The sequence below is a fragment of the Ideonella paludis genome, from assembly GCF_018069865.1.
GTDB lineage: Bacteria > Pseudomonadota > Gammaproteobacteria > Burkholderiales > Burkholderiaceae_C > Ideonella > Ideonella paludis.
On sequence record NZ_JAGQDG010000007.1, the window covers coordinates 11,647 to 33,092 of the forward strand.

Here is a 21,446-nt window from a genome sequence, read left to right on the forward strand (position 1 = left end):
GGCTCTTGGCACGGTTTGCTCCTTCGAGACGCCCTTGACACACGCATTTGGCTCGGTTTTGCGATGGCTGACCTTTTGGGTGGCCTTGATCGCGTTTGCACCCTCGGTGCAGGCGGCCGCCTATGTGTTCCCGGGCAGTTTGCCGTCGACCTGCACTGGCGCGGGGCCGAGCTACACCTGTACGGGCCTCACCCTGTTGAGTGGTGACACCGTCACCATCAACAGCCCCGTGCCGGCCACCATCACGGTCAACGGTGCGCTCAATGCCACCGGCGCCAGCATCAACAGCACCGGCAACACCGCCGACCTGACCTTGAACGTCACCGGCGCGGTGACACTGACGAGCAGCAGCATCAAGGGCAACGTCAACTCGGTGGGGGCGACGCTGAACACCGGCTCGTCCATCTCGGGCAACTTGGCGGCAGGCGCTGGCACCATCACGATGGGAGCCAGCACCACCATCAGCGGCAATGTGAGCTGCACCACCACCTGCTACTTGAACATGTCGGCCAACGACATCACCATCGGTGGCACCACCACGGTGGGTTACCTCTACAACTGGGGCTATTACCGCGCCCGCTTTGGCGGCACCATCACCGCGAGCTATGCCTATGTCTATCTGGGCTATGACGCTGCGGTGACGGGCAATATCCAGCTCAATGCCACCCATGCTTCGACCTACGGGGTGTTCTTGGGTGACCGCAGCACGGTCAGCGGCAACATCAGTTCGGCCCAGAGCGGCGGCATTTATCTCTACGGCAGCAGCCAAGTCAGCGGCAACGTCAGCATCACCAATGCGACGGCGGGCGGCACCGGGGCCTCCAACAACATCTACATGTACGCCTCTGCCAAGGTGATTGGCAATGTGAGCTGCAGCAACTGCCAGCTTGACCTGCAGGGCAACAACACCGATGTCGGCGGAACCGCCAGCGTGGGCTCGATAGGCAACACCAGTAACTACAGCAGCTACACCGGCGCCAAGTTCGGCAGTCTGCTGGTGTCGCCCAGTGGCAATACGGTCAACGCCAGCAACGGCCAAATCTTGCTGAGCGGCAGCACGACGGTCAAAGGCGGGATGGCGGCTTCGCAGGCCATCACTGCGGGCACGAGCCTGAATGTGGCGGGCAACCTGACGGCGGGCAGCTCGATTTCCGTCGGTGCGTCAGCCCTCATCACTGGAGGGGTGAGCGCCGGATCTGGGGTGACCTTGGGCGCCAGCAGCAGCGTGGCTCAAGACCTCAATGGTGGCAATGGCACCATCACGCTCGGCGCCAGCACCACCATCAGTGGCAATGTGAGCTGTACCGGCACCTGCTACTTGAACATGTCGGCCAACGACATCACCATCGGTGGCACCACCACGGTGGGTTACCTCTACAACTGGGGCTACTACCGGGCGCGCTTTGGCGGCACCATCACCGCGAGCTATGCCTATGTCTATCTGGGCTACGACGCCGCGGTGACAGGCAACATCCAGCTCAATGCCACCCATGCTTCGACCTACGGGGTGTTCCTGGGTGACCGCAGCACGGTCAGCGGCAACATCAGTTCGGCCCAGAGCGGCGGCATTTATCTCTACGGCAGCAGCCAAGTCAGCGGCAACGTCAGCATCACCAATGCGACAGCGGGCGGCACCGGGGCCTCCAACAACATCTACATGTACGCCTCTGCCAAGGTGCTGGGCAATGTGAGTTGCAGCAACTGCCAGCTGGACCTGCAGGGCAACAACACCGATGTGGGCGGCACCACCAGTGTGGGCTCGATAGGCAACACCAACACCTACAGCAGCTACACCGGCGCCAAGTTCGGCAGTCTGCTGGTGTCGCCCAGTGGCAATACGGTCAACGCCGGCAACGGCCAAATCTTGCTGGGCGGCAGCACGACGGTCAAAGGCGGGATGGCGGCTTCGCAGGGCATCACTGCGGGTACGAGCCTGAATGTGGCGGGCAACCTGACGGCGGGCAGCTCGATCTCCGTCGGTACGTCACTGAGCGTCACCGGCAATGTCTCTGCCGGCGGCAGCCTCACCACAGGCACCTCAGCCCTCATCACGGGGGGGGTGACCGCCGGATCTGGGGTGACCTTGGGCGCCAGCAGCAGCGTGACTCAAGACCTCAATGGTGGCAATGGCACCATCACGCTCGGCGCGAGCACCACCATCAGCGGCAATGTGAGCTGCACCACCACTTGCTACTTGAACATGTCGGCCAACGACATCACCATCGGTGGCACCACCACGGTGGGCTACCTCTACAACTGGGGCTATTACCGCGCCCGCTTTGGCGGCACCATCACCGCGAGCTATGCCTATGTCTATCTGGGCTATGACGCCGCGGTGACGGGCAACATCCAGCTCAATGCCACCCATGCTTCGACCTACGGGGTGTACCTGGGTGATCGCAGCACGGTCAGCGGCAACATCAGTTCGGCCCAGAGCGGCGGCATTTATCTCTACGGCAGCAGCCAGGTCAGCGGCAACGTCAGCATCACCAATGCGACGGCGGGCGGCACCGGGGCCTCCAACAACATCTACATGCACGCCGCGGCCAAGGTGCTGGGCAATGTGAGTTGCAGCGCGTGCCAATTGGACCTACAGGGCAGTAACACCGATGTGGGGGGCACCACCAGTGTGGGCTCGATTGGCAACACCAACACCTACAGCGGCTTCGTCGGGGCCAAGTTTGGCAGCTTGTTGGCCTCGCCCAGTGGCAACACCGTCAATGCGGTGAGTGGTCAGATTCTTCTGGGCGGAAGCACCACGGTCAAAGGCGGAGTTTATGCGTCGCAAAATGTCACCGTCCAAGCCGGCTTGAGTGTCACGGGCAGCGTGACGGCCGGTGCGGCGATCAACCTGGGGGCCACAGCCACGATCAATGGCGACCTCGTGTCTTCCAGTTCAATCACGACCGGCAACACCACCTCGGTGCTGGGCAGCGTGACGGCAGCCACCAGCGTGAACATGGGCACGACGGCTCTGATCACCGGTGGCATTTTGGCCGGCTCGGGCGTGACGCTGGGGGCCAGCAGCAGCGTGGGGCAGAGCCTGAGTGGCGGCAACGGCACCATCACGCTCAGTGCCAGCACGACCATCGGCGGCAATGTCAGTTGCAACAGCACCTGCTACTTGAACATGTCGGCCAACGACATCACCATCGGTGGCACCACCACGGTAGGCTACCTCTACAACTGGGCCTACTACCGGGCGAGGTTTGGTGGCACCATCACGGCGAGCTATGCCTACATCTACATCGGCTATGACGCGGTGGTCAATGGGGATGTGAAGCTCAACGCGACCTACGCATCGAGCTATGGCGTCTATATCGGCGACCGCAGTGTCGTGACCGGTACCGTCAGCACGGCCCAGACCGGTGGCATTCAGATGTACACCAGCAGCACGGCGCAGTGTGCGCGAACGCTGACCACGGGCACCATTACCCTGTCCTCCAACGCGCGCCCCGCTGGCGTGTGCTGCAACAGCGCTGGCTTTGGTTCTTCGTGCAGCAGCAGTTGCGTCAGCAACAGCTCAGGCCTCACCATGCCCTCGGGCTGCCGAGCCCAAGAGGCGTTCTTGGGCGAGGTGGCCCGCTACCAGTTTGAAGAATCGTCCTGGAGCACGGGAGGCTCGGTCCTGGATAGCAGTGGCTACGAGCGCCATGGCACCATCACCGGCAGCCCCACTCAGTCCAAGGTGGCGCCACCCACCTGCGGCAGCACCTATGGCGTGTTCGCTGCGGGTCAGCGCATCAAAGTGCCCTATGCCGCGGCCTTGAACCCGCAGAGCTTCAGCGTGGCGCACTGGGTCCGCGTAGATGGCGGGACGGGAACCTTTCGGGGCTCTCTGACCTCCCGAACCGGCGCAGGCACCGTCACCGGCTTTAACCTTTACGCCGCCAACAACAATATGTGGCAGTTCTGGACCGGCGCGGGCACATTCAGCCAGGTGCAGGGTTCGGCGGTGTCGCTCGGGACTTGGACCCATGTGGTGGCCACTTATCAAGTCACCAGCGGGCCGGATGCCAGCGGGGTCTATACCGGGACTGGCACGATCTACATCAACGGCGCAGCTGCGGGCTCTAACACCAGCATGCGCTACAAGCCCAACACCACCCAGCCCTTGGTCATCGGCAGCGGTGGCAATGAAGACGTGGACTTCTCGCAGTATCCCTTTGCGGGTGCCCTGGACGATGTGCGGGTGTTTGACTATGCGCTTCCGGCCTCGGAGGTCTTGGCCCTGAGTACCAGCACCACTTGCCCTGGGGGACTGCCGGGCAGTGTGTGGTGGTCCAGGTCAAACAGCCTGAGCCAAGCAGACGACACGGCCGTTGGCACGTGGGCCAATGAGTCCAATGCCGCGAAGCCGCTGACCGCCAGCTCGGTGGCCCCTAAATTCCGCAACAGCAATGCGCTGAACATCAACTTCAACCCCGTGGTGGAATTCACGTCCGCCACGGCCAGTGACGCCGCAGCGCAGTACTTCCGGGCCAATAGCTTGCTGGGCAGCAAGACGTGGGCGCGGGCGCACATGGTGTTTGTGGGCTATCCCAACAGCAACAGTCAGATGAACTTTCTCTACCGAGAAAGCACGGTTTTGCCTGCTGGATATGCCGACGCTCGCTTGTCTATCCACGTCCCTTGGCTCAGCAACCTGTATTGGGACTCGGGCAACTGCTGCACCACCAACCGCACTTCCGTCGCTGACACCACCATCGTGAACACGCCTTCGGTGTTCTTGTTCACCATGGACTCCACGGCTGCAACACCCGGCGGTGTCAAGCAGAGCATTCGCCGAGATGGGCGTGTTCTGACGTCTATCGCTTCCCCTATCGCCTTCACCGGCAATGCTTCGGAGTTTCGAGTCGGCTTTGGGGGCGGTGCGCAAACGACCTTTCAAGGGGTGATGTCCGAGGGCGTGCTGTTCTTGGGGCAAACGATGACCGATGGCTTGGCCACCCAACTGGAGAGCTATTTGGGCCTGAAGTACGGTGTGACTTTGGGCGGCAATGGGGCTGCCAGCACGAGCTACACCCACAGTGGTGGAGGCACCACCTGGGCCGCGGGCACCGGCTACCACCACAATGTGGTGGGCCTGGGCCGCGACGACGCCACCAAGCTCAACCAGTTGATTTCACGCAGCAGCAATTCGGGTGGGCAGATCACGCTCACCACGGGCGCCAGCATGCCTTCCAGCGCCACAGCCATTGCGCCCACCACCGGCGTGGCCTTCAGCGCCAACCGCTCCTTTGTGGTGGTGGGCGATAACGGCCAGACCGCCACCAGCACCACCACGATTGCCACGGGCCCGCAAGCCGGCCGCACGCGCAGCGCGCGGGTGTGGCGCGCGCAAGTCACCGGCACGGTGCCGACCCAGGTGGCGGTGTGCATTCCGGAGAGCATGATCCCCGCCGAGTTCTTGGGTGGCAATGCGGCCACCGACCTCTGGCTCACCACGGCCAGCAGCGCTGATTTCGCCACCGGTGCGGCCTCCGTCACCATGAGCTCAGCCAGTTGCGTGGCCAGTGGTGTGGGCGTGAGCACCAGCGCGGCGGGTCGTTTGGCAGTGCTGCCCGCGGCCACTTTGCAGGCCTGGGGCGGCGTGGGCTACTTCACGGTCAGCCGTCGCTTGCTCGACCACCTGGAGATCACCGCCAGCTCCAGCAGCGGCGTGACCTGCTCGCCCACGAGCTACACCATCAAGGCCTGTGCTGACGCAGCCTGCACCTCGCTCTACACCGGTGGGGTCAGTGGCACGCTCACGCTGTCAGGCAGTGGGCTGACAGTCAACTTCCCCGCCGGTGCGGGTTTCACCATTCCGAGTGGCAGCTCGCAAGTCACGGTCACTGCGCAGGTGACCACGCCGGGCACGGCCACGGTGGGCGTCACGGGCTTGTCCATCACGCCGGGCAATAGCCAGGGCGTGTTCTGTGGCTTCGCCACGCCGGCCGCAGCGGCCAACAGCTGCGCCATGACCGTGGCCGATGCGGGGCTGCTGTTTGATGTGCCTCACCACCGCAGCGGTGTGAGCCAAACCATCACGCTCAGCGCCGTCAAGAAGGCCGACAACAGCCTGGCCTGTAAGCCGGCGTTCACGGGGGCCAAGAGTGTTAACTTTAAATGTGAGTATTTGAACCCTGGCAGTGGCACGCGGCCGGTGCTGGTCAGTGGCGTGGGCTTGAACGCTGCGGCCGTGACGACCAGCGCCTGCGATGCAAGCGGCGCCAGCCGCACACTCACCTTTGATGCCAACGGCCAGGCCACCACCACCGTGCAATACCTGGATGTTGGCCAGGTCAAGCTCAGTGCGAGCTGGGTGGGCAGCAGCGGCAGCGAGAGCGGGCTGAGCCTGCGTGGGGACGACAACTTCATCGCAGCCCCCATGACCTTCACGGTTGTGCCGGCCTCCACGTCGCAAGTGGCCGGCACGGCCTTTGGTGTGACGGTGACCGCCCTCAATGCAGCCGGCGCGGCCGCGCCAAACTTTGGCTTGGAGTCCACGCCCGAGCGCCCAGCCTTGGTCTTGCACCGCGCCAAGCCTTCAGGCACGGCGGCGCAGGACGGTGTGTTCAACACAGGCACGGCCAGTGCGGCGAGCAATGGTGTGGTGAGCTTCTCGGGGCTGAGCTGGTCGGAGGTGGGGCGGGCAGAGGTCTTGGCCAAGCTCGACAGCGGCAGCTATCTGGGCAGCGGCTTCTCGGCCATGAAGACCACCGGCGGCTGGGCCTATTGCGCCAGCCAAGGCGGCACCTGCAACCTACCGGCTGGGGTGACGGCGACCGTGTCCTTTGACGCCGGCGGTGCGTCCATCAACTACAAGCATGGCGTGTCGGGCTCCATCAGCTGTGTGGCGGCGTCCTTCCCGGCCGACCCGGCCCCCAGCGCGGGCAAGACGTGCTGGTACACCGTGGAGACAGGGGCCCACACCAGCGACACCGGCACCTTGATCTTCAAGCCGCATCACTTTGATGTCACCACCGCTGCGGCCTGCGGCAGCTTCAGCTACGCGGCCCAGCCCTTCACCACCACGGTGACGGCCCGCAACGCTCAGGGCGATGTCACCCGCAACTACGACGGCAGCAGCGGCACCAGCCCCAGCTTTGCCAAGACGGTAAACCTGAGCTTGGCCAGCGCCAATGCGACGGGCACGCTCAGCGGCAGCGTGGCGCCCGGCTCGTTTGTGGCCGGCGTCGGAGCGGACGCGGTGAGCTTCAGCTTCCTCAACAAGCTGACGCCCGAGCAGACCATCAGCCTGCGAGCCACCGACACAGACGGCGTCAGCTCCAGCACTTTTGCCGAGGGCAGCATGGTGCTGCGCAGCGGCCGTTTGGTGTTGAGCAATGCCTTTGGCAGTGAAAAGGCCCCGCTGCAGATTCCCATGCAACTGCAGTACTGGAGCGGCAAGAGCTGGGTGCTCAATAGCGCCGACACCTGCACCGTGATCTCCCCCGCTTCGGTGGTGCGGGCCCGGACCCTGGCTCACAACAACGCACCTGCCACCTGGACCAGCACCATCAGCAGCGTCAGCCTCTTCGGCGGCAGCGGCTACATCACGCTGGGCGCACCCAGCGGCGGCGGCACTGGCAGTGTGGATCTCGCCGTGAACCTGGGCGTGGGGGTGAACACGGCTGATGAGAGCTGCCTTCCCGCCCACGGCAACGCCACGGGCGCGGGCTTGCCCTGGCTGCGCTCACGCCAGGGCAGTTGCGCCAGCAGCTATGACCGCGACCCGTCGGCCCGAGGCACCTTTGGCGTCTATGCACCGGAAACCAGACGCTCGGTGCATGTGCGCGAGGTCTTTTGACCGCTCAACTCAAGGCGCAGTCGCTCAGCCAGAAGACAACGTGCGGCGGGTTCTCCGGCAGGGCGCGCAAGTGCTCGGCCGCGGCGGCGAAGATCCCCACCGCATCGTCCGCCAACTGAGCCTGGGTGTGCTCGGGCAGTGGCAGGCGTGCCAAGCGGCGATGGCGGTCGTCAACCGTGATGATGGCGTCGACCATGCCCGTCAGCGCGGTACTGCCCATCTGCGAGGTCACGCTGCCGTGCGCCGCTTCGCCGTCTTGCGGCCAGCGGCACAGCGTCGGCAAGGCTTTGAGCTGATGGCTGTCTTCTACCAGCACGGCTTGCACACAGTGCCCAAACACGCTCTTGAGGCCCCGAACCAAGGCCGCAGCGCCCAGGCAATTGCTGCTGGCCACAAACACCAACACCGGTTGGCGCAGCGTGGGCTGGATGTCGTGGCTGAAGAGCTGTTGCTTCAGTTCTAGCGCTGCGCAGGCATAGCCTTGGAACGCTGCAAAAGATTCGGCGGTGTCCAGCCACCATGTGCTGCTGTTGAAGCCGCCGGCTTGCCGCTTGAGCTGTGCCAGCGCGCTGCTCGAGAGCGGCTCGCTGACCTGGGTGCCGCTGTCTTGCAGGGCCTCCAGCAGCGCTTGGGGGGTGGCGCCCTGCAAGATCACTCGGCTGGGCAGACCCAGGGCTTGGCAGATGCGGGCTGCAGCCAGCGCGTCGCGGCCGGGGCCATGGATCACCAACTGGTGTTCGCTGAGCCAGGTGCGGGTGCCAGGCGTGTCCACGCCCATCAGCGGCTGGCCAACATGGGCCATGCCTTCGGCAATCATGGCATCGCTGATCAGGCTCAGCACGGCATAGCTCATGCCGCGGTCCGAGAGGCTTTGCGACAGGGGCAACTCGTCATCGCACTTCAGCCATGCGCGGGTCAGGCCGGCGGGCAGCAGCGCTTGCGCCGGGTGATGGTTCAGGCTGCGCAGCGGTGAGGCGAGGGGGCCGGGATAAGGCGCGGCATAGGGGAGCAGGAGGGCGCTGTCTTTGGCCAGAGCGCGCCAAGCCCGCACGGTGAGGCTCAGGTCGTCCACATGCAAGGCAAAGCGCGCCAAAGCGCTGGCTTGGGCATGGGTGGGCGGCAGAGGGAACCAGGTGGTGGGGGCATCAACCACCATTTCAGCAACGTCAATCATGGTGAGAACCTTGTGCACTGGTCGCCAGCGAGGCGGCTTGCGGCGACCAGGGAGTGGAGGTGGCGGTGGCCCGGCGGGCGCTGGCGCGGGTGTCCATCAGCGTGCGCAGCAGCAGCGTCGCGCCAAAGGCCAGATGGGGCGTGGCGCTGTGGTGGCCGAGGTTGAGCAATAGGTTACGGGTCGAGGTGCGGCTCACCAGCGGCAGGCCATCCGGTGCCACCCAGCTGGTTTGCACCAGAGCCTGGTCGGCCACCAGAGACCAGGCCGGACCAAAGTAGCGCGTGACGGCAGCACTCAGGTGCGCCACCTCTTGGGTCAGAGGGCCCTCGGGCTCTCCGAGCCAGAGCGGCCCCTGGGCCCACAAACGCTGGCCTTGGCGCATGAGGCGCACACCGCTGGGCTGGTCATGGAGGCAGAGCGGTGGCCCGGCGGTCTCGGGCAATTGGATGTGCAAGCCGACCTGGGTCATCGGCGCCAGGTCAGGCTTCAGGCCCAAGGCCTTCAGCAGCGGCTGGGCGGCGGGCCAAGAGGTGGCAATGACCCAGTCGCAGTCGATCTCATCGGCTTGGTTCAAGGTGCCGCGCAAGGTCACGCTATGGAGGTGCTGGCCCGTGTGGACCGCACCATCGACCGTTTGGTCGTAAACAAAGCGCACGCCTTCCAAGGCGAGTTGTTGCCGCAGGTCAGCCAGCACAGCGGCGCTGTCGGCCAGCATCAGGCCTTCCGACTTCAGCGCGCAAGCAGTCTGGCCCCAAGCGGCGTCGTGAGCCGGCAAGGTGGCGGCTTCTGCGCTCAGCGGGGCCAATGTGGGCCGCGTGCCCAGGTGCCACATGGGGCCGCGGTGCTGGTGTTGTTGGGCGGGGCCTGCATGGCGGTGGACGCTGAGCATGGCCAGGGCTTGCGGCGTGGGCAGTCCGTGTTCACGGCCTTGCAACTCGTCCAGCGCCAGTTTGCTGCGGCGGGCCATGGCCAGCGCGCGCAAGGCCTGGCTGCGCGCGCCGCTGCCGCAGCGTTGGCCCAAGCAGCGCAGCAACCAGCCGAGGTGGCCCAGGCCATCAGGCCCGAGGCGCAAGTCGCCTTGGTCCCGCAACAGGGCACTCAGGGTGGCAAGCGCCCCTTGTGGCGCGCCCCAAGGGCCGGGGTCCGTGAAGACCATGGGCGGTGCGGCCTGGTGGGTGGCTTCAGTGCCATGCACCAACACGCACACCTCATGCCCTTGTCGGCGCATCTGCTGGGCGCTGAGCAAGCCCGCCAGGTTGGCGCCTAAGATGAGGATTCGCATACTTCCGTATCCTGTGTTTTATCGATGACGTCAGCCTCAGAGAAGCCGAGCCATCACTTATGTGGCTGAATGAGATCGGCCGCCAACGCTCAAGCCGGGCGTATCGGCAGCAGTAAAGCGGGAGGGGGTGTGGCGCTAGCGCCCGCGAGGGGGGCGCTGGAGGACTTTGTCCTGCTGGCAGGGGGGGCGCTCAGTGCGGTGGGCAGTGCTCATGGTGGGTGTGACAAAACAAGGATGCCCCTGATGGCCGTTCATGCCGCAGACCATCAGCAGAGGTGAGCTGCCTTCGGCCTGCGGTGTGGCGCTGTTCTGAGTGTCATCTTGGCATATAACGTTGCGCATAAGCAACCTTAAATCTCAAAAATGCGCGTTTATTTGGGGCTGCAGACATCAGGGCTTTCACGGGCTTGTCAGGGATCAAAGGGGCGTAGACCCGCCTTTTTGCGGTTTAGCTCTGCAGGCCGCGCGGCAACATGTGCTGTGCGCAGTCTTGGAGGACTGCGCCTTAATGAATACCATGCCGCTTGCCCCCACCTCTTCTTCAAGGCGCTGCCCCACCCCGGGGCGGGTGCGAGGCTTTACGCTGATGGAGATGATCGTGGTGATCGTGATCTCCGGCGCTTTGGCGGCGGTGGTGTTGCCCAAGTTCGATGTGGCCCTTCAGGCAGGCGACCGGGCCTATGCGGACACCGTCAAGGCGGGTCTGCGCTACGCCCGATCGATCGCAGTCGGGCATCGCCGATTGGTGTGTGCCGAGTTCGACGCCAGCTCGCGGCTGATCATCAAGATCGCAGCGACCAACCCGGCGACGGTCTGCACCGTGGGGATTGATGGCAATGAGGTGTTTGCCGCCCCGCCCGCCGGGGTGACAGTCAGCTGGTCCTCGGGCGGGACTGGCATGGTGTTCTTCCAGCCCAACGGTCGAGTCACCAGTGACGGGGCTGGCGCGACAGGCATCAACAGAACCCTCACCATCTCCGGTAAGTCGGTCCCTGCGGAAGCTCCCATCAACCTGGAATGGTTCGGGAGGGTGGAATGAGGCACGGACTGCGCCGATCCGCCCTGGGCATGACCATGATTGAGTTGGTCGTCGCCATTGTGATCTTGGGCGTGGGCATCTCCGGGATGATGCTGGCCTTCTCGACCGTGATGGGGGCCTCGTCCAACCCCATCGTGATGCGGCAAATGCAGGCCATTGCCGATGAAATGGTGGCAGAGATTGCGCTCAAGCCCTATGTGCCTGTGGCAAACAGCCCGGCGGTGGGATGTGCACGGGTCAACTTCAATGACGTCACCGATTACAACGGCTACACCACCACCGACCAAATCTGCACCATTGACGGCAACCCTATCCCGTCGCTGAATGGTTATTCGGTCAACGTCGCTATCCAAGAAGGCCCCTGGTATTCGGTGCCCGAGAACAAGCGCATCATGGTGACGGTCAGCAATGCTTCCCAATCCTATGTGCTGTATCGGCGCCGTACGGGGTACGCGCAATGAAGCCCAGCAGGCGCTATCGTCAACGAACGGCTGGCTTCACCTTGATCGAGCTGATTGTGGTGATGGTGATCACCGTGATCATGTCGGTGTCCTTGGTCGTGTTTTTTCGCCCGGCGATTGATGGCTACTTTCTGTCGCAGACGCGTGATGATTTGATGCAGGCGGCTGACAACGCCATCATGCACATGGCCAACGATGTGCGCGCGGCCGTTCCCAATTCGGTGCGAACCCCTAACAACCAGTGCTTCGAGTTAGTGCCGACGGTGGCCGGTGGCCGCTATCGGGCGGGGCCTGACACCGTGAATGACGCCGCGTGCACGGGCGCAGGGTGCTCTGCCTGGGTGGATACCAGCGCGGCCACCACCACCTTCGATGTCCTGCAACACAGCGGTCGGGACGCCCAGGTAGGGGATTGGGTGGTGATCAACAACCAGAATGCCAATGATGTTCATGCGGGCAGCAACCGCAGCCAGATCACGGCGGTCAGCACACCCGCAGCGGCCTTGGGGGTGAAGCGCTTCACCATCAACAGCCTTCAGGTGTCGCCCGGCTATGACGGCGCTCGCTACCAAGTGGTGAGCAACAACGAGCAATCGGTGACCTACAGTTGCTTGGGCGCAGATGGCACCCTGGATGCCAAGGGCAATGGCAAAGGGGAGCTGCGGCGCAAGATCAACACTTTTGCCACTGCGGTGCCCACGAGTTGCCCCTTGGACGGCTACATCGTGACTCGCAACGTGCTGCGCTGTAACTTCGTTTATGACCCCAACCAAGGCGCGACCCAACAAAGCGGCTTTGTGTGGATGGAGATTGAAGTTGCCCGCGCAGGGGAAAAGGCCAACCTCAGCATGGGGGCGCATGTCTCCAACGTACCATGACTGACCGTCTCGTTCGTGCAGCCCGGCGACGCCCGCGACGCGGCTTTGGTGTGATTGCCGCCATGGTGGTGTTGGTGATGATGGCGGTGCTGTCGGCCGCCATCATTCGCATCGGCATGAGCCAGCAAGTCACCTCAGCCCAAGCCATCAATGGCTCCAAGCTCTCAGCGGCAGCGGCGTCTGGCGTGGAGTATGGCCTGTACCTTGCGCTCAAGGGCTCATGGACGACCTGCGTGAATCAAACTTTCTCTACCCAAATGAGCCTCTTCAACGGCTGGGTCACCACCACCTGCAATTCGGTGGTCTACAACGAAGGTGAAACCGCGCCCGGTGTGCCCCGCACAGTGCGGGTCTTCACCATCACGGCGACGGCTTGCACCTCGTCGGTGAGCTGCCCCGACCCAGCGGCGGCCACCCAAAGCGGCTATGTCGAGCGCGTGCGCCAGGCTGTGGTGGTGAACTGAGGGCGCTTGGCGGCAGTGGCAAGCCAGTGCCGCCCTAGAATCAGGCTCCAAGGAGCCCCGCAATGAGCATCAAGAGCGATAAATGGATTCGGCGCATGGCCGAGCAGCACGGCATGATTGAGCCGTTTGAGCCCGGCCAGGTGCGGCAGTCGGCCGACGGCCAGCGCATCGTCAGCTATGGCACCTCCAGCTACGGCTACGACATCCGCTGCGCGCGCGAGTTCAAGGTCTTCACCAACATCCACTCCACGGTGGTGGACCCGAAGAACTTTGACGAAAAGAGCTTTGTGGACATCGAGGGCGATGTCTGCATCATCCCGCCCAACAGCTTTGTGTTGGCCCGCACGGTGGAGTACTTCCGCATCCCGCGCAGCGTGCTGACCGTCTGCTTGGGCAAGAGCACCTATGCCCGCTGCGGCATCATCGTCAATGTCACCCCCTTCGAGCCCGAATGGGAAGGTTATGTGACGCTGGAGTTCTCCAACACCACCCCGCTGCCGGCCAAGATTTATGCCGGCGAGGGCTGCGCCCAGGTGCTGTTCTTTGAGAGCGATGAGGTCTGCGAGACCAGCTACAAAGACCGGGGCGGCAAGTACCAGGGCCAACGCGGCGTGACCTTGCCCAAGACCTGAATCCGGCGCGCTAGGGGCGTGCGCAGGCCAAGACTAAGCGGCTTTTGCCTTGTTCTTGTGCGCTTTGCCGCCCTTAAGTCCGGGCGACCATGCAAGCCATACGGCAACTCTTCTGCGCCCAGGAGATCCTCATGGCACTGCACTCCTTCACATCCGCCCCGCAAAAGCGCCCCCTCAAGCACCGCCCGCTGCCGGTGGGTGTGTTGCAGGCCTTTGCGGCCGACGAGCTGGGCATGGGCGCCTTGCTGCGCTTTCGCTCGCTGATGGTCCAGCAGGGCCACAGCGTGCAGGTGGCGCGCATGTGTTTTGACAAGCTTTACGCCTACGAGCGCATTGCCAGTGCGCATGCCACCGAGTCTGAGCCCCTGCGTCGTCTTGCGCTGGAGTTGTTCCAGGCGTACCACCGGCGCGACGAAATGCGGCAGACCTTGGCGTCCTGAGCGGCCCCCCGGGGAAGCGCCCTCACGCAGCAGCGCCCTGCGCCCTCACAATCCCGCCCCAGTGGCCACAGTGTTGAGGCCCGTGGGCTGCGAGGGAGGCTGAGATGCGCTGGGAAAACCAACGTCAAAGTGACAACGTGGAAGACCGCCGAGGGGGCGGCAGCCGTGGCGGTGGCTTGGGAGGGCGCTCGCTAGGCTTGGGCAGCATCGTCATTGCATTGCTGGCGAGTTGGATCTTTGGGATCAACCCGATGACGGTGCTCGGATTGCTGGACGGCGCCGGCGTCCAAGCGCCAATTTCTGCACCTTCGGGCCAGAAACCACCGGCCAATGACCGCATGGCCGCTTTTGTTTCCACGGTTTTGGCCGATACAGAGGATGTCTGGACGGCGCAGTTCCGCCTCATGGGCAAGACCTACGCCAAGCCGACGCTGGTGCTCTTCAGTGGCCGCACGCCGACCGCTTGCGGCGCTGGTGAAGCGGCCATGGGGCCGTTTTACTGCCCGGGCGACCAGCAGGTGTATATCGATTTGAGTTTTTACGACACGCTGCAAAAGCGGCTGGGGGCGCCGGGCGACTTTGCCCAGGCCTATGTGATTGCCCATGAGGTGGGGCATCACGTGCAGCACTTGTTGGGCGTGTCGGACAAGGTAGACCGCATGCGGCGCCAGGTCTCGCAGGTTCAGGGCAATGCCTTGAGTGTGAAGCTGGAGTTGCAGGCAGATTGCTTGGCGGGGGTTTGGGCACACCATGCCCAGGCCGCGCGCCAGGTGTTGGAAGCCGGAGATATCGAGGAAGCCATGAATGCCGCCTCACGCATTGGTGACGACGCCCTGCAGCAGCAGGCGGGTGGCACCGTGCGCCCGGACAGTTTTACCCACGGGAGCAGCGCGCAGAGGGTGCGCTGGTTCCGCAAGGGGTTGGAGCAGGGCCAAATGGCCGGCTGCAACACCTTCGATAACAAAGCACTTTGATTGATCGGAGTCTCCCGTCATGCGTCGAACCATTCGCCCTAAAGCCTTGGCCGCAGCCTGGTTCGACTTTCTCACGCCTGAGCAGCGCAAGACTGCGCAAGAGTTGCAGGCGGTGGTGATGCGGGTCGAACCTGAGTTGGTCGAGATGGTGCAGTGGGGCCAGATCGTCTATCACCTGGACCGCGTCCCCACACTGGCCTTGGCCGCGCACAAGTCGCACGTCAGCCTGCAGTGTCTGCCGCGCATTGCCTTGCCGGCCGCCTTAGGCCCTCTGGAGATGGGCGGCCGCTCCGCCCGCAGCCTGAAGTTCCGCCTGCACTTGCCCGCCGACCCCGTGTTGGCCGAGATGCTGGCCTCTGCCGCCGTGGCCGCTGCCCGCCGCCAACTCGAAGAAGGCGCCCCGACGGGGGAAGCGGGCTTGTAGGCTTTGCTTGCGAGGGCGCGAGAGCGCTAGGGCGACGTTGCGCGAAAGGCTGTCGCTACCGCTTTTGCTTGGGGTTTGTGTTTTGAAGGCCTTGCCACCGTTGGCGCGCTGCCAAGGCGCTTGGCCGAGGGGCTCCGTTCATGTCCCCCGCCAACGCCTAGCGGCGTTGTCTCCTCCTAATACTTCACTTCGCCCCTCGGCCAACCCCCTTGGCGTCGGTGCGTCGGTGCATCACCACGAAGCGTTCGCTAGCGCGCGCGTTGAGCGTTTGGGAGAGCGATCTGGCTTTGCCTCGGTTCGCAGTCTATGAACGATCCGCCAGCCCTGGTGGGATGGTGAGTTGCTATAGCGAGGTAAAGGAGGAGCACTCAGCCAGTGGCTGAGTGCGGGGGACACGAGCGGTAGCGACTCACCGTGGCGCCAGGGCCGCTCCAAACCTCGAGCAGTGTCTGGCAGTTCCTCCCCCACTAGCCTGGATGCGCTACAGCCATCAACAGGCTTTCCTGTAACGGCCGATCCGAATCAAGCCGGATACGTCCCCGGCACAAAGATATGCGGCCCCACCTGCTCAATCCGTGTGTGGCCGCAGAAGGCCATGGTCAGGTCCAGCTCTTTGTGGATGATCTCCAGCGCCTTGGTCACGCCAGCCTCGCCCATGGCACCGAGGCCATAGAGGAAAGAGCGGCCGATGAGCGTGCCTCGCGCGCCCAAGGCCCAAGCCTTCAGCACATCTTGGCCGGAGCGAATGCCGCCATCCATCCAGACCTCAATGTCCTTGCCGACTTCTTGGGCCATGGCGGGCAGGGCTTCAATCGAGCTGAGCGCGCCGTCCAACTGGCGGCCACCGTGGTTGGAGACGATCATCGCGTCAGCACCGCTGTCGCGGGCCAAGCGGGCGTCCTCCACGTCCATGATGCCCTTGATGATCAGCTTGCCGCCCCAGCGCTTTTTGATCCACTCCACATCGGCCCAAGAGAGCGCGGGGTCAAACTGCTCGGCGGTCCAGGAGCTGAGCGAGGACAAATCGCCCACGCCCTTGGCATGGCCCACGATATTGCCAAACGAGTGACGCTTGGTGCCCAGCATGCCTAGGCACCAGCGCGGCTTGGTCATCAGGTTGAGGATGTTGGCGAGCGTGGGCTTGGGCGGGGCCGAGAGGCCGTTTTTGATGTCCTTGTGGCGCTGGCCCAGGATCTGCAAATCCAGCGTCAACATCAAGGCAGAGCAGTTGGCGGCTTTGGCCCGGTCAATCAGGCGCTCGATGAAGTCTCGGTCCTTCATCACATAGAGCTGGAACCAGAACGGGGCTTTGGAGTGGGCAGCGATGTCTTCGATGGAGCAAATGCTCATGGTCGACAGCGTGAAGGGGATGCCGAACTTTTCAGCGGCCCGCGCGGCCAAGATTTCGCCATCGGCATGCTGCATGCCGGTCAGGCCCGTGGGCGCAATCGCCACCGGCATCTTGGCGGCTTGCCCCACCATCTGGCAGGCCGTGCTGCGGTTTTCCATATTCACGGCCACGCGCTGGCGCAGCTTGATTTTCTGGAAGTCGGCTTCGTTGGCGCGGTAGGTGCTCTCCGTCCACGAGCCCGAATCGGCGTAGTCATAAAACATGCGCGGCACCCGTTTTTGGGCCAGAACACGCAGGTCTTCAATGCAGGTGATGGTGGGCATGGGCTTGTCTCCTCTGGGTGGTGGCCGATGCTAATCGCCCCACCAGAAACATCGCCGGAAAAAAATTCTGTTGAGGACGGAAACTCTGTCAACCGCACCCAACCCGCAGGTCGCGGTGAGTGCCTGCCGCAGCTAAGGCTTTGTCATATCAACAACCGGTCGTGACGGTTGTAACGGTGATCACTCGGCCGCCGAAAAACGCGTCCCGGTAATCTACCAAGCAAGTCCCCGGGTCTCTGGCACCTGCCAATGCGAACCTCGTTGTGCTGGCGCTGACCAAGATGACGTTCCAGCCGTCTGTGTTCACAAGCGTGTCTATCAGCCTGTCTCCAAGCATGTCACCGGCATCCGGATAGCCATAGTTGACCCTGATAGTCTGGCCCCAAAGCACTAGTTGCAGATTAGCTGTGCTCAGGCACTCTGGGTACCGAACGATGCATGCAGCCCGAACGGATTCAGCCACTGACTTCAATTCTCCAGCCATTGCTTGCACCCGAGCCGTGCGTGCATCAGACCGTAGGTCCATAAATCTAGGCAACGCGGTGGCTGCCAAGACGCCGAGAATGACCGTCACCACGATGAGCTCAATCAAGGTGAAGCCATGCTGATGCAATAGCCGCTGTTTGAGTCTCAGTGCAGGTGAATCAGCAGTCACTGGGTCGTTCATGGGCGAGCCATAGGCCAAATCTCGATGCCTGTGATTTCGGACGACTCTTGCTTCCCTTGAGGGTGCTTGCCCGGCTTCTTACCCCCCACCCGACACCAGGGCCAAGCCCAGCGCTGCAGCCCCTTCAGCCGCCTGCTTGAGCGCCAAGGCCAGGGCTACCACGCCCTCGGTGGGCTCATCTCTGCCGCTGTCGGGCAGGTGCAGGGTGTAGGCGGTGGCGGCCGGCGCGGTGGGCGTGGCACCAGCCCCCAACACGGGGGCCAGCAAGCCGGCGCGCAGGGCGCCCAGGGCCAGCGAGGGGCGGGCCAGGGCCACGCCTTGGCCCAGGATGGCAGCCTCCAGCACTAGGCCTAAATCCACCAAGCGCGGGCCTTCGTCGGGCTCGGGCAGGTCCAGTCCGGTGGCCGCAGCCCAAGGTGCCCACGGGTCGACCGGGGTGCGCAGCAGGGGCAGGCGGGCCAAATCGGCCAAGCTGCGAGGCTGGGCCTGGGCCAGCAGGCTGGGGGCGGCCAGGGGCAGCATGTGGTCGACCATCAGCAAGGCTGTGCCGGCCTGGGCCAGGGGGCTGAGGCGCACATGCAGGTCGGCCTCGGGTGCCGCGGCGTCCATGAAGGGCACGCTGAGCACCAGCTCCAGCTCGATCTGCGGGCAGGCTTGGTGGAGTTGTGGCAGCGCCGGCACCAAGATTTGCCGCGCAAAGGTGGGCGGGGCGGTCAGGCGCAGGCGCTGGCGACGTTGGTGGGCGCGACGGTGCTGGGGCAGGGCGGCGAGCTGGGCCAGCAGCGGGGCGATGCGGGCCAAGTACTCTTTGCCCTCGGCCGTCAGGGCCAAGGGCTTGCTGGCGCGCTGGAAGAGCGGGCCGCCCAGCAAGTCTTCCAGGGTGCCCACGCGCTTGGCCACGGCGCTGGCGGTGATGGCCAGCTCGTCGGCGGCACGCTCGTACTGGCCCAGGCGGGCGGCGGCCTCAAAGGCCCGCAGCGCGTCCAGCGAGGGCAGGCGCAGGGCGGGGTCGGCCATGGTGAGCTTGCCGTGGGCGAGGCGTCAGGCGTGGCTGCTGCAGGCCTTGCCCACGCCGTCGCCGCAGTGGCTCACGCCCGGCTCGGGCTCGGCGGCGGGCTGCGGCGGGCGGGTCATGGTTTCGGTGGCGAAATCAAAACCCACGGCGTCCAGGTGCGAGGCCAGGATGGCGTCCATGGTCTGCGCGTGGTTGGCAAACCAGGGGCCGAGTTCAGGCAGCACGCGGGTCAGCGGGCCATAGTCGCCTTTGTCTTTGGCATAGACGATCACTTCCTTGAGCAGCGACAGCACTTGGTGGTGCTGGCCGTTGTGGCAGTTCTCGGGGGCAAATCCCGTCTTGGCCATCCAGCGGTCTTCTTGGCCGAAATGGCCGACGGTGTGTTCGACCAAGGCTTCATAGGCGACCAGGCCTTCTTCGACGGAGCGTGCCACCGCCTCTTCAGCGGCCGTGAGCAGGGCCACGAATTCTTGGTGCGTGGCGTCGATTTGGGCGTGGTTGAGGGCCAGTTCGTCTGACCAGACAAGAGAGGGCATGGAGGGCTCGTGCTGTGGTGGGCTTGGGGGAGATTGTCTCAGCATGTGGCTGGCCGGCTTTGGGGGGTATTTCTGGCTTTAAGCCAGATCAATCCTGCATGCACAATCGGCCCATGTCGGAATCTGCCCCGCTTGGCCATGCCCTGCAGCCCAAGGCTTGCCCGTCCGTGACGGCGCGCCACCCGCTGCTGCGCGCCCTGTGGCTGCTGGGCGGCTGGCTCAGCTTGGTGCTGGGTTTCATCGGCATTTTCTTGCCCTTGCTGCCCACCACGCCTTTTGTGCTGCTGGCCGCGTTTTGCTTCTCGCGGGGCAGTGCGCGCTGGGAGCATTGGCTGGTGAACCACCCGCGCTTAGGGCCGATGGTGCGCGACTGGCGGGCCACCCGGGCCGTGCCCTTGCGGGCCAAGCAACTGGCCACGCTGATGATGACGGTGAGTAGCGTGTGGGCGTTTTTCGTCATCCCCTCGATGTGGCGGTTGATGCCGGCGTTGTGCTGCACGGCAGTGGCCATTTGGCTCTGGCGCTTGCCGACGCGGCGTTGATCACGCCTACTCCAGCGCCCTTGGACACTCCTGCGCGGGCAGGATTGATGTGTCAACAGACCCTAAACCACTGAACAAATCGGGCGTGGGTTCTTGCGCCAGCAGCGGGGTGTGCGACGCTGGAGGTAAAGCTTTGATTGCGCGTTCGGGCTTGCTGCCACGCCGCACCGTGCCGGGCCTGACCTTGGTGCTGTCGGTGCTGGTCTTGCCGCCCTCGGTGCGGGCCAAGCTGGCCACCCGCACCCCCAGCAAGCGCAGGCGACGGCTCAGGTCGGCGCGCTTGAGGCATTGGCCGGCAGCGCGGCGGATGGCGGTGGCGTCTGCGGTGGCTTGCGGCAGCGTGATGTCGCGGGTCTGGGCTTTGAAGTCATCAAAGCGCAGCTTGATGCCCACGGTGCGGCCTTGGTAGCCCTTGCGCTGAAGGTCGGCGGCGACTTGCTCGCACAGCTCGGTGAAGATGCGGCTCAAGGTGCTGCGGTCGCGTACGGCGTGCAGGTCGCGGTCAAAGGTGGTTTCGCGGCTCATGGAGACGGGCTCGCTTTCGGTCACCACCGGGCGGTCGTCGCGGCCGTGGGCGGCCTCGTGCAGCCAGGCACCGTAGCTGCGGCCAAAGCGCTCCATCAGCAGCAGGCGGTCAGCGGCGGCCAACTGGCCAATCGTTTCAATGCCCAGCGTGGCCAGCTTGGCCCCGGCCTTGGGGCCAATGCCATTGATGCGGCGCACCGGCAGGGGCCACAGCCGGGTGGGGATCTCATCGGCCATCAGCACCGTCAGGCCATTGGGTTTGTCCAGCTCTGAGGCGATTTTCGACAGCAGCTTGTTGGGCGTGATGCCGATAGAGCAGGTCAGGCCGGTGTGGGCAAAGACATTGTTTTTGATGTCGCGAGCCAGGGCACGCACGCCGCCCAGCGGGTCGTGCCCTACAGCTTCTTGGGCACCGGGCACCTGGGTCAGGTCGATGTAGATCTCGTCGATGCCGCGGTCTTCGATCACCGGGGCCAGCTCGGCCACTGCGGCCTTGAAGCGGCGGGAGTAGTGCCGGTAGCTGTCGAAATCCACTGGCAACAACACGGCATCGGGCGCCTTGGCGGCGGCTTTCATCATGCCCATGGCCGAGTGCACGCCCAGGGCCCGCGCCTCATAGGTCGAGGTGGTGATCACGCCACGGCCCACATAGTCGCCCAGGCGGGCGTAGCGCCGGGTGCCATCGGCCTGCAGCACGGGTTGGTGGTCTCGGCTGCCCCCAATCACCACTGCGCGGCCCCGCAGATCGGGGTAGCGCAGCAGCTCCACCGAGGCATAGAACGCGTCCATGTCCAGGTGAGCAATGAGCCTGCGGGGTGGGGTGGGCATGAGCGAAAAGGCGGTCGCGGCACAGGATACTGGATGAATTATCAGCCCTGTGGATTCATTTCCAAAGGTAAATCACTTGAAATGTGCAAAAAACAC

General features: G+C 64.2%; 17 protein-coding genes. 10 read left to right on the plus strand and 7 right to left on the minus strand.

Going from position 1 to position 21,446, the window contains the following annotated elements:
• Positions 1 to 34: 34 nt before the first annotated feature.
• A complete protein-coding gene (locus KAK11_RS17090) occupies positions 35 to 7,795 on the plus strand; it encodes a DUF6701 domain-containing protein (protein WP_210810487.1) in 7,761 nt (2,586 codons plus the stop codon).
• Positions 7,796 to 7,799: 4 nt separating this feature from the next.
• Here KAK11_RS17090 and KAK11_RS17095 read toward each other — a convergent pair whose 3' ends face one another.
• Together KAK11_RS17095 and KAK11_RS17100 are read right to left on the minus strand one after the other, a co-directional pair.
• Positions 7,800 to 8,969, minus strand: a complete 1,170-nt coding sequence (locus KAK11_RS17095) for a pyridoxal-phosphate dependent enzyme (protein ID WP_210810488.1) — start codon at positions 8,967 to 8,969, stop codon at positions 7,800 to 7,802.
• A complete protein-coding gene (locus KAK11_RS17100) occupies positions 8,962 to 10,251 on the minus strand; it encodes an FAD-dependent oxidoreductase (protein WP_210810489.1) in 1,290 nt (429 codons plus the stop codon). The genes KAK11_RS17095 and KAK11_RS17100 overlap by 8 nt, the downstream gene beginning before the upstream one ends.
• A gap of 517 nt (positions 10,252 to 10,768) precedes the next feature.
• On the opposite strand from KAK11_RS17100, the gene KAK11_RS17105 reads away from it, so the two are divergent.
• From KAK11_RS17105 to KAK11_RS17140, 8 genes are all read left to right on the plus strand, one after another.
• Entirely contained in the window at positions 10,769 to 11,290 is a 522-nt protein-coding gene (locus tag KAK11_RS17105) for a pilus assembly FimT family protein (RefSeq protein WP_259373569.1), read from the plus strand.
• Complete coding sequence (locus KAK11_RS17110; protein WP_210810492.1) at positions 11,287 to 11,751, plus strand: type IV pilus modification PilV family protein; 465 nt, start codon at positions 11,287 to 11,289, stop codon at positions 11,749 to 11,751. Before KAK11_RS17105 ends, KAK11_RS17110 begins: the two co-directional genes overlap by 4 nt.
• Positions 11,748 to 12,629, plus strand: coding sequence for a type II secretion system protein (locus KAK11_RS17115; protein ID WP_210810494.1), 882 nt, complete (start codon positions 11,748 to 11,750; stop codon positions 12,627 to 12,629). Before KAK11_RS17110 ends, KAK11_RS17115 begins: the two co-directional genes overlap by 4 nt.
• On the plus strand, positions 12,626 to 13,093 hold the full coding sequence (locus KAK11_RS17120) for an MSHA biogenesis protein MshP (RefSeq protein ID WP_210810495.1): 468 nt from the start codon (positions 12,626 to 12,628) through the stop codon (positions 13,091 to 13,093). Before KAK11_RS17115 ends, KAK11_RS17120 begins: the two co-directional genes overlap by 4 nt.
• A gap of 62 nt (positions 13,094 to 13,155) precedes the next feature.
• Entirely contained in the window at positions 13,156 to 13,725 is a 570-nt protein-coding gene (gene dcd, locus KAK11_RS17125) for a dCTP deaminase (protein ID WP_210810496.1), read from the plus strand.
• Between the two features lie 131 nt (positions 13,726 to 13,856).
• The gene (locus KAK11_RS17130) at positions 13,857 to 14,165 is read left to right on the plus strand and encodes a hypothetical protein (RefSeq protein ID WP_210810497.1); all 309 of its coding nucleotides are present in this window, start codon (positions 13,857 to 13,859) and stop codon (positions 14,163 to 14,165) included.
• Between the two features lie 104 nt (positions 14,166 to 14,269).
• Positions 14,270 to 15,139, plus strand: a complete 870-nt coding sequence (gene ypfJ / locus KAK11_RS17135; protein ID WP_210810499.1) for a KPN_02809 family neutral zinc metallopeptidase — start codon at positions 14,270 to 14,272, stop codon at positions 15,137 to 15,139.
• 19 nt (positions 15,140 to 15,158) lie between these two features.
• Complete coding sequence (locus tag KAK11_RS17140; protein WP_210810500.1) at positions 15,159 to 15,563, plus strand: DUF1801 domain-containing protein; 405 nt, start codon at positions 15,159 to 15,161, stop codon at positions 15,561 to 15,563.
• Positions 15,564 to 16,085: 522 nt separating this feature from the next.
• Here KAK11_RS17140 and KAK11_RS17145 read toward each other — a convergent pair.
• The 4 genes from KAK11_RS17145 to KAK11_RS17160 all read right to left on the minus strand — a co-directional run bounded on the left by KAK11_RS17145 (position 16,086) and on the right by KAK11_RS17160 (position 19,455).
• Complete coding sequence (locus KAK11_RS17145) at positions 16,086 to 17,237, minus strand: alpha-hydroxy acid oxidase (protein WP_210810501.1); 1,152 nt, start codon at positions 17,235 to 17,237, stop codon at positions 16,086 to 16,088.
• Positions 17,238 to 17,385: 148 nt separating this feature from the next.
• Positions 17,386 to 17,904, minus strand: a complete 519-nt coding sequence (locus KAK11_RS22245; protein ID WP_310737822.1) for a type II secretion system protein — start codon at positions 17,902 to 17,904, stop codon at positions 17,386 to 17,388.
• Positions 17,905 to 17,982: 78 nt separating this feature from the next.
• Positions 17,983 to 18,921, minus strand: coding sequence for a LysR substrate-binding domain-containing protein (locus KAK11_RS17155; protein WP_210810503.1), 939 nt, complete (start codon positions 18,919 to 18,921; stop codon positions 17,983 to 17,985).
• 24 nt (positions 18,922 to 18,945) lie between these two features.
• Positions 18,946 to 19,455 carry a hemerythrin domain-containing protein gene (locus tag KAK11_RS17160; RefSeq protein ID WP_210810504.1) on the minus strand — a complete coding sequence of 170 codons (510 nt, stop codon included), beginning with the start codon at positions 19,453 to 19,455 and terminating at the stop codon, positions 18,946 to 18,948.
• A gap of 113 nt (positions 19,456 to 19,568) precedes the next feature.
• On the opposite strand from KAK11_RS17160, the gene KAK11_RS17165 reads away from it, so the two are divergent.
• Complete coding sequence (locus KAK11_RS17165; protein WP_210810505.1) at positions 19,569 to 19,997, plus strand: YbaN family protein; 429 nt, start codon at positions 19,569 to 19,571, stop codon at positions 19,995 to 19,997.
• Between the two features lie 6 nt (positions 19,998 to 20,003).
• On the opposite strand, the gene dinB is transcribed toward KAK11_RS17165, so the two are convergent.
• Positions 20,004 to 21,350 (minus strand): DNA polymerase IV, encoded by a 1,347-nt coding sequence (gene dinB / locus KAK11_RS17170; RefSeq protein WP_210810507.1) that lies wholly within the window; start codon positions 21,348 to 21,350, stop codon positions 20,004 to 20,006.
• Positions 21,351 to 21,446: the final 96 nt, after the last annotated feature.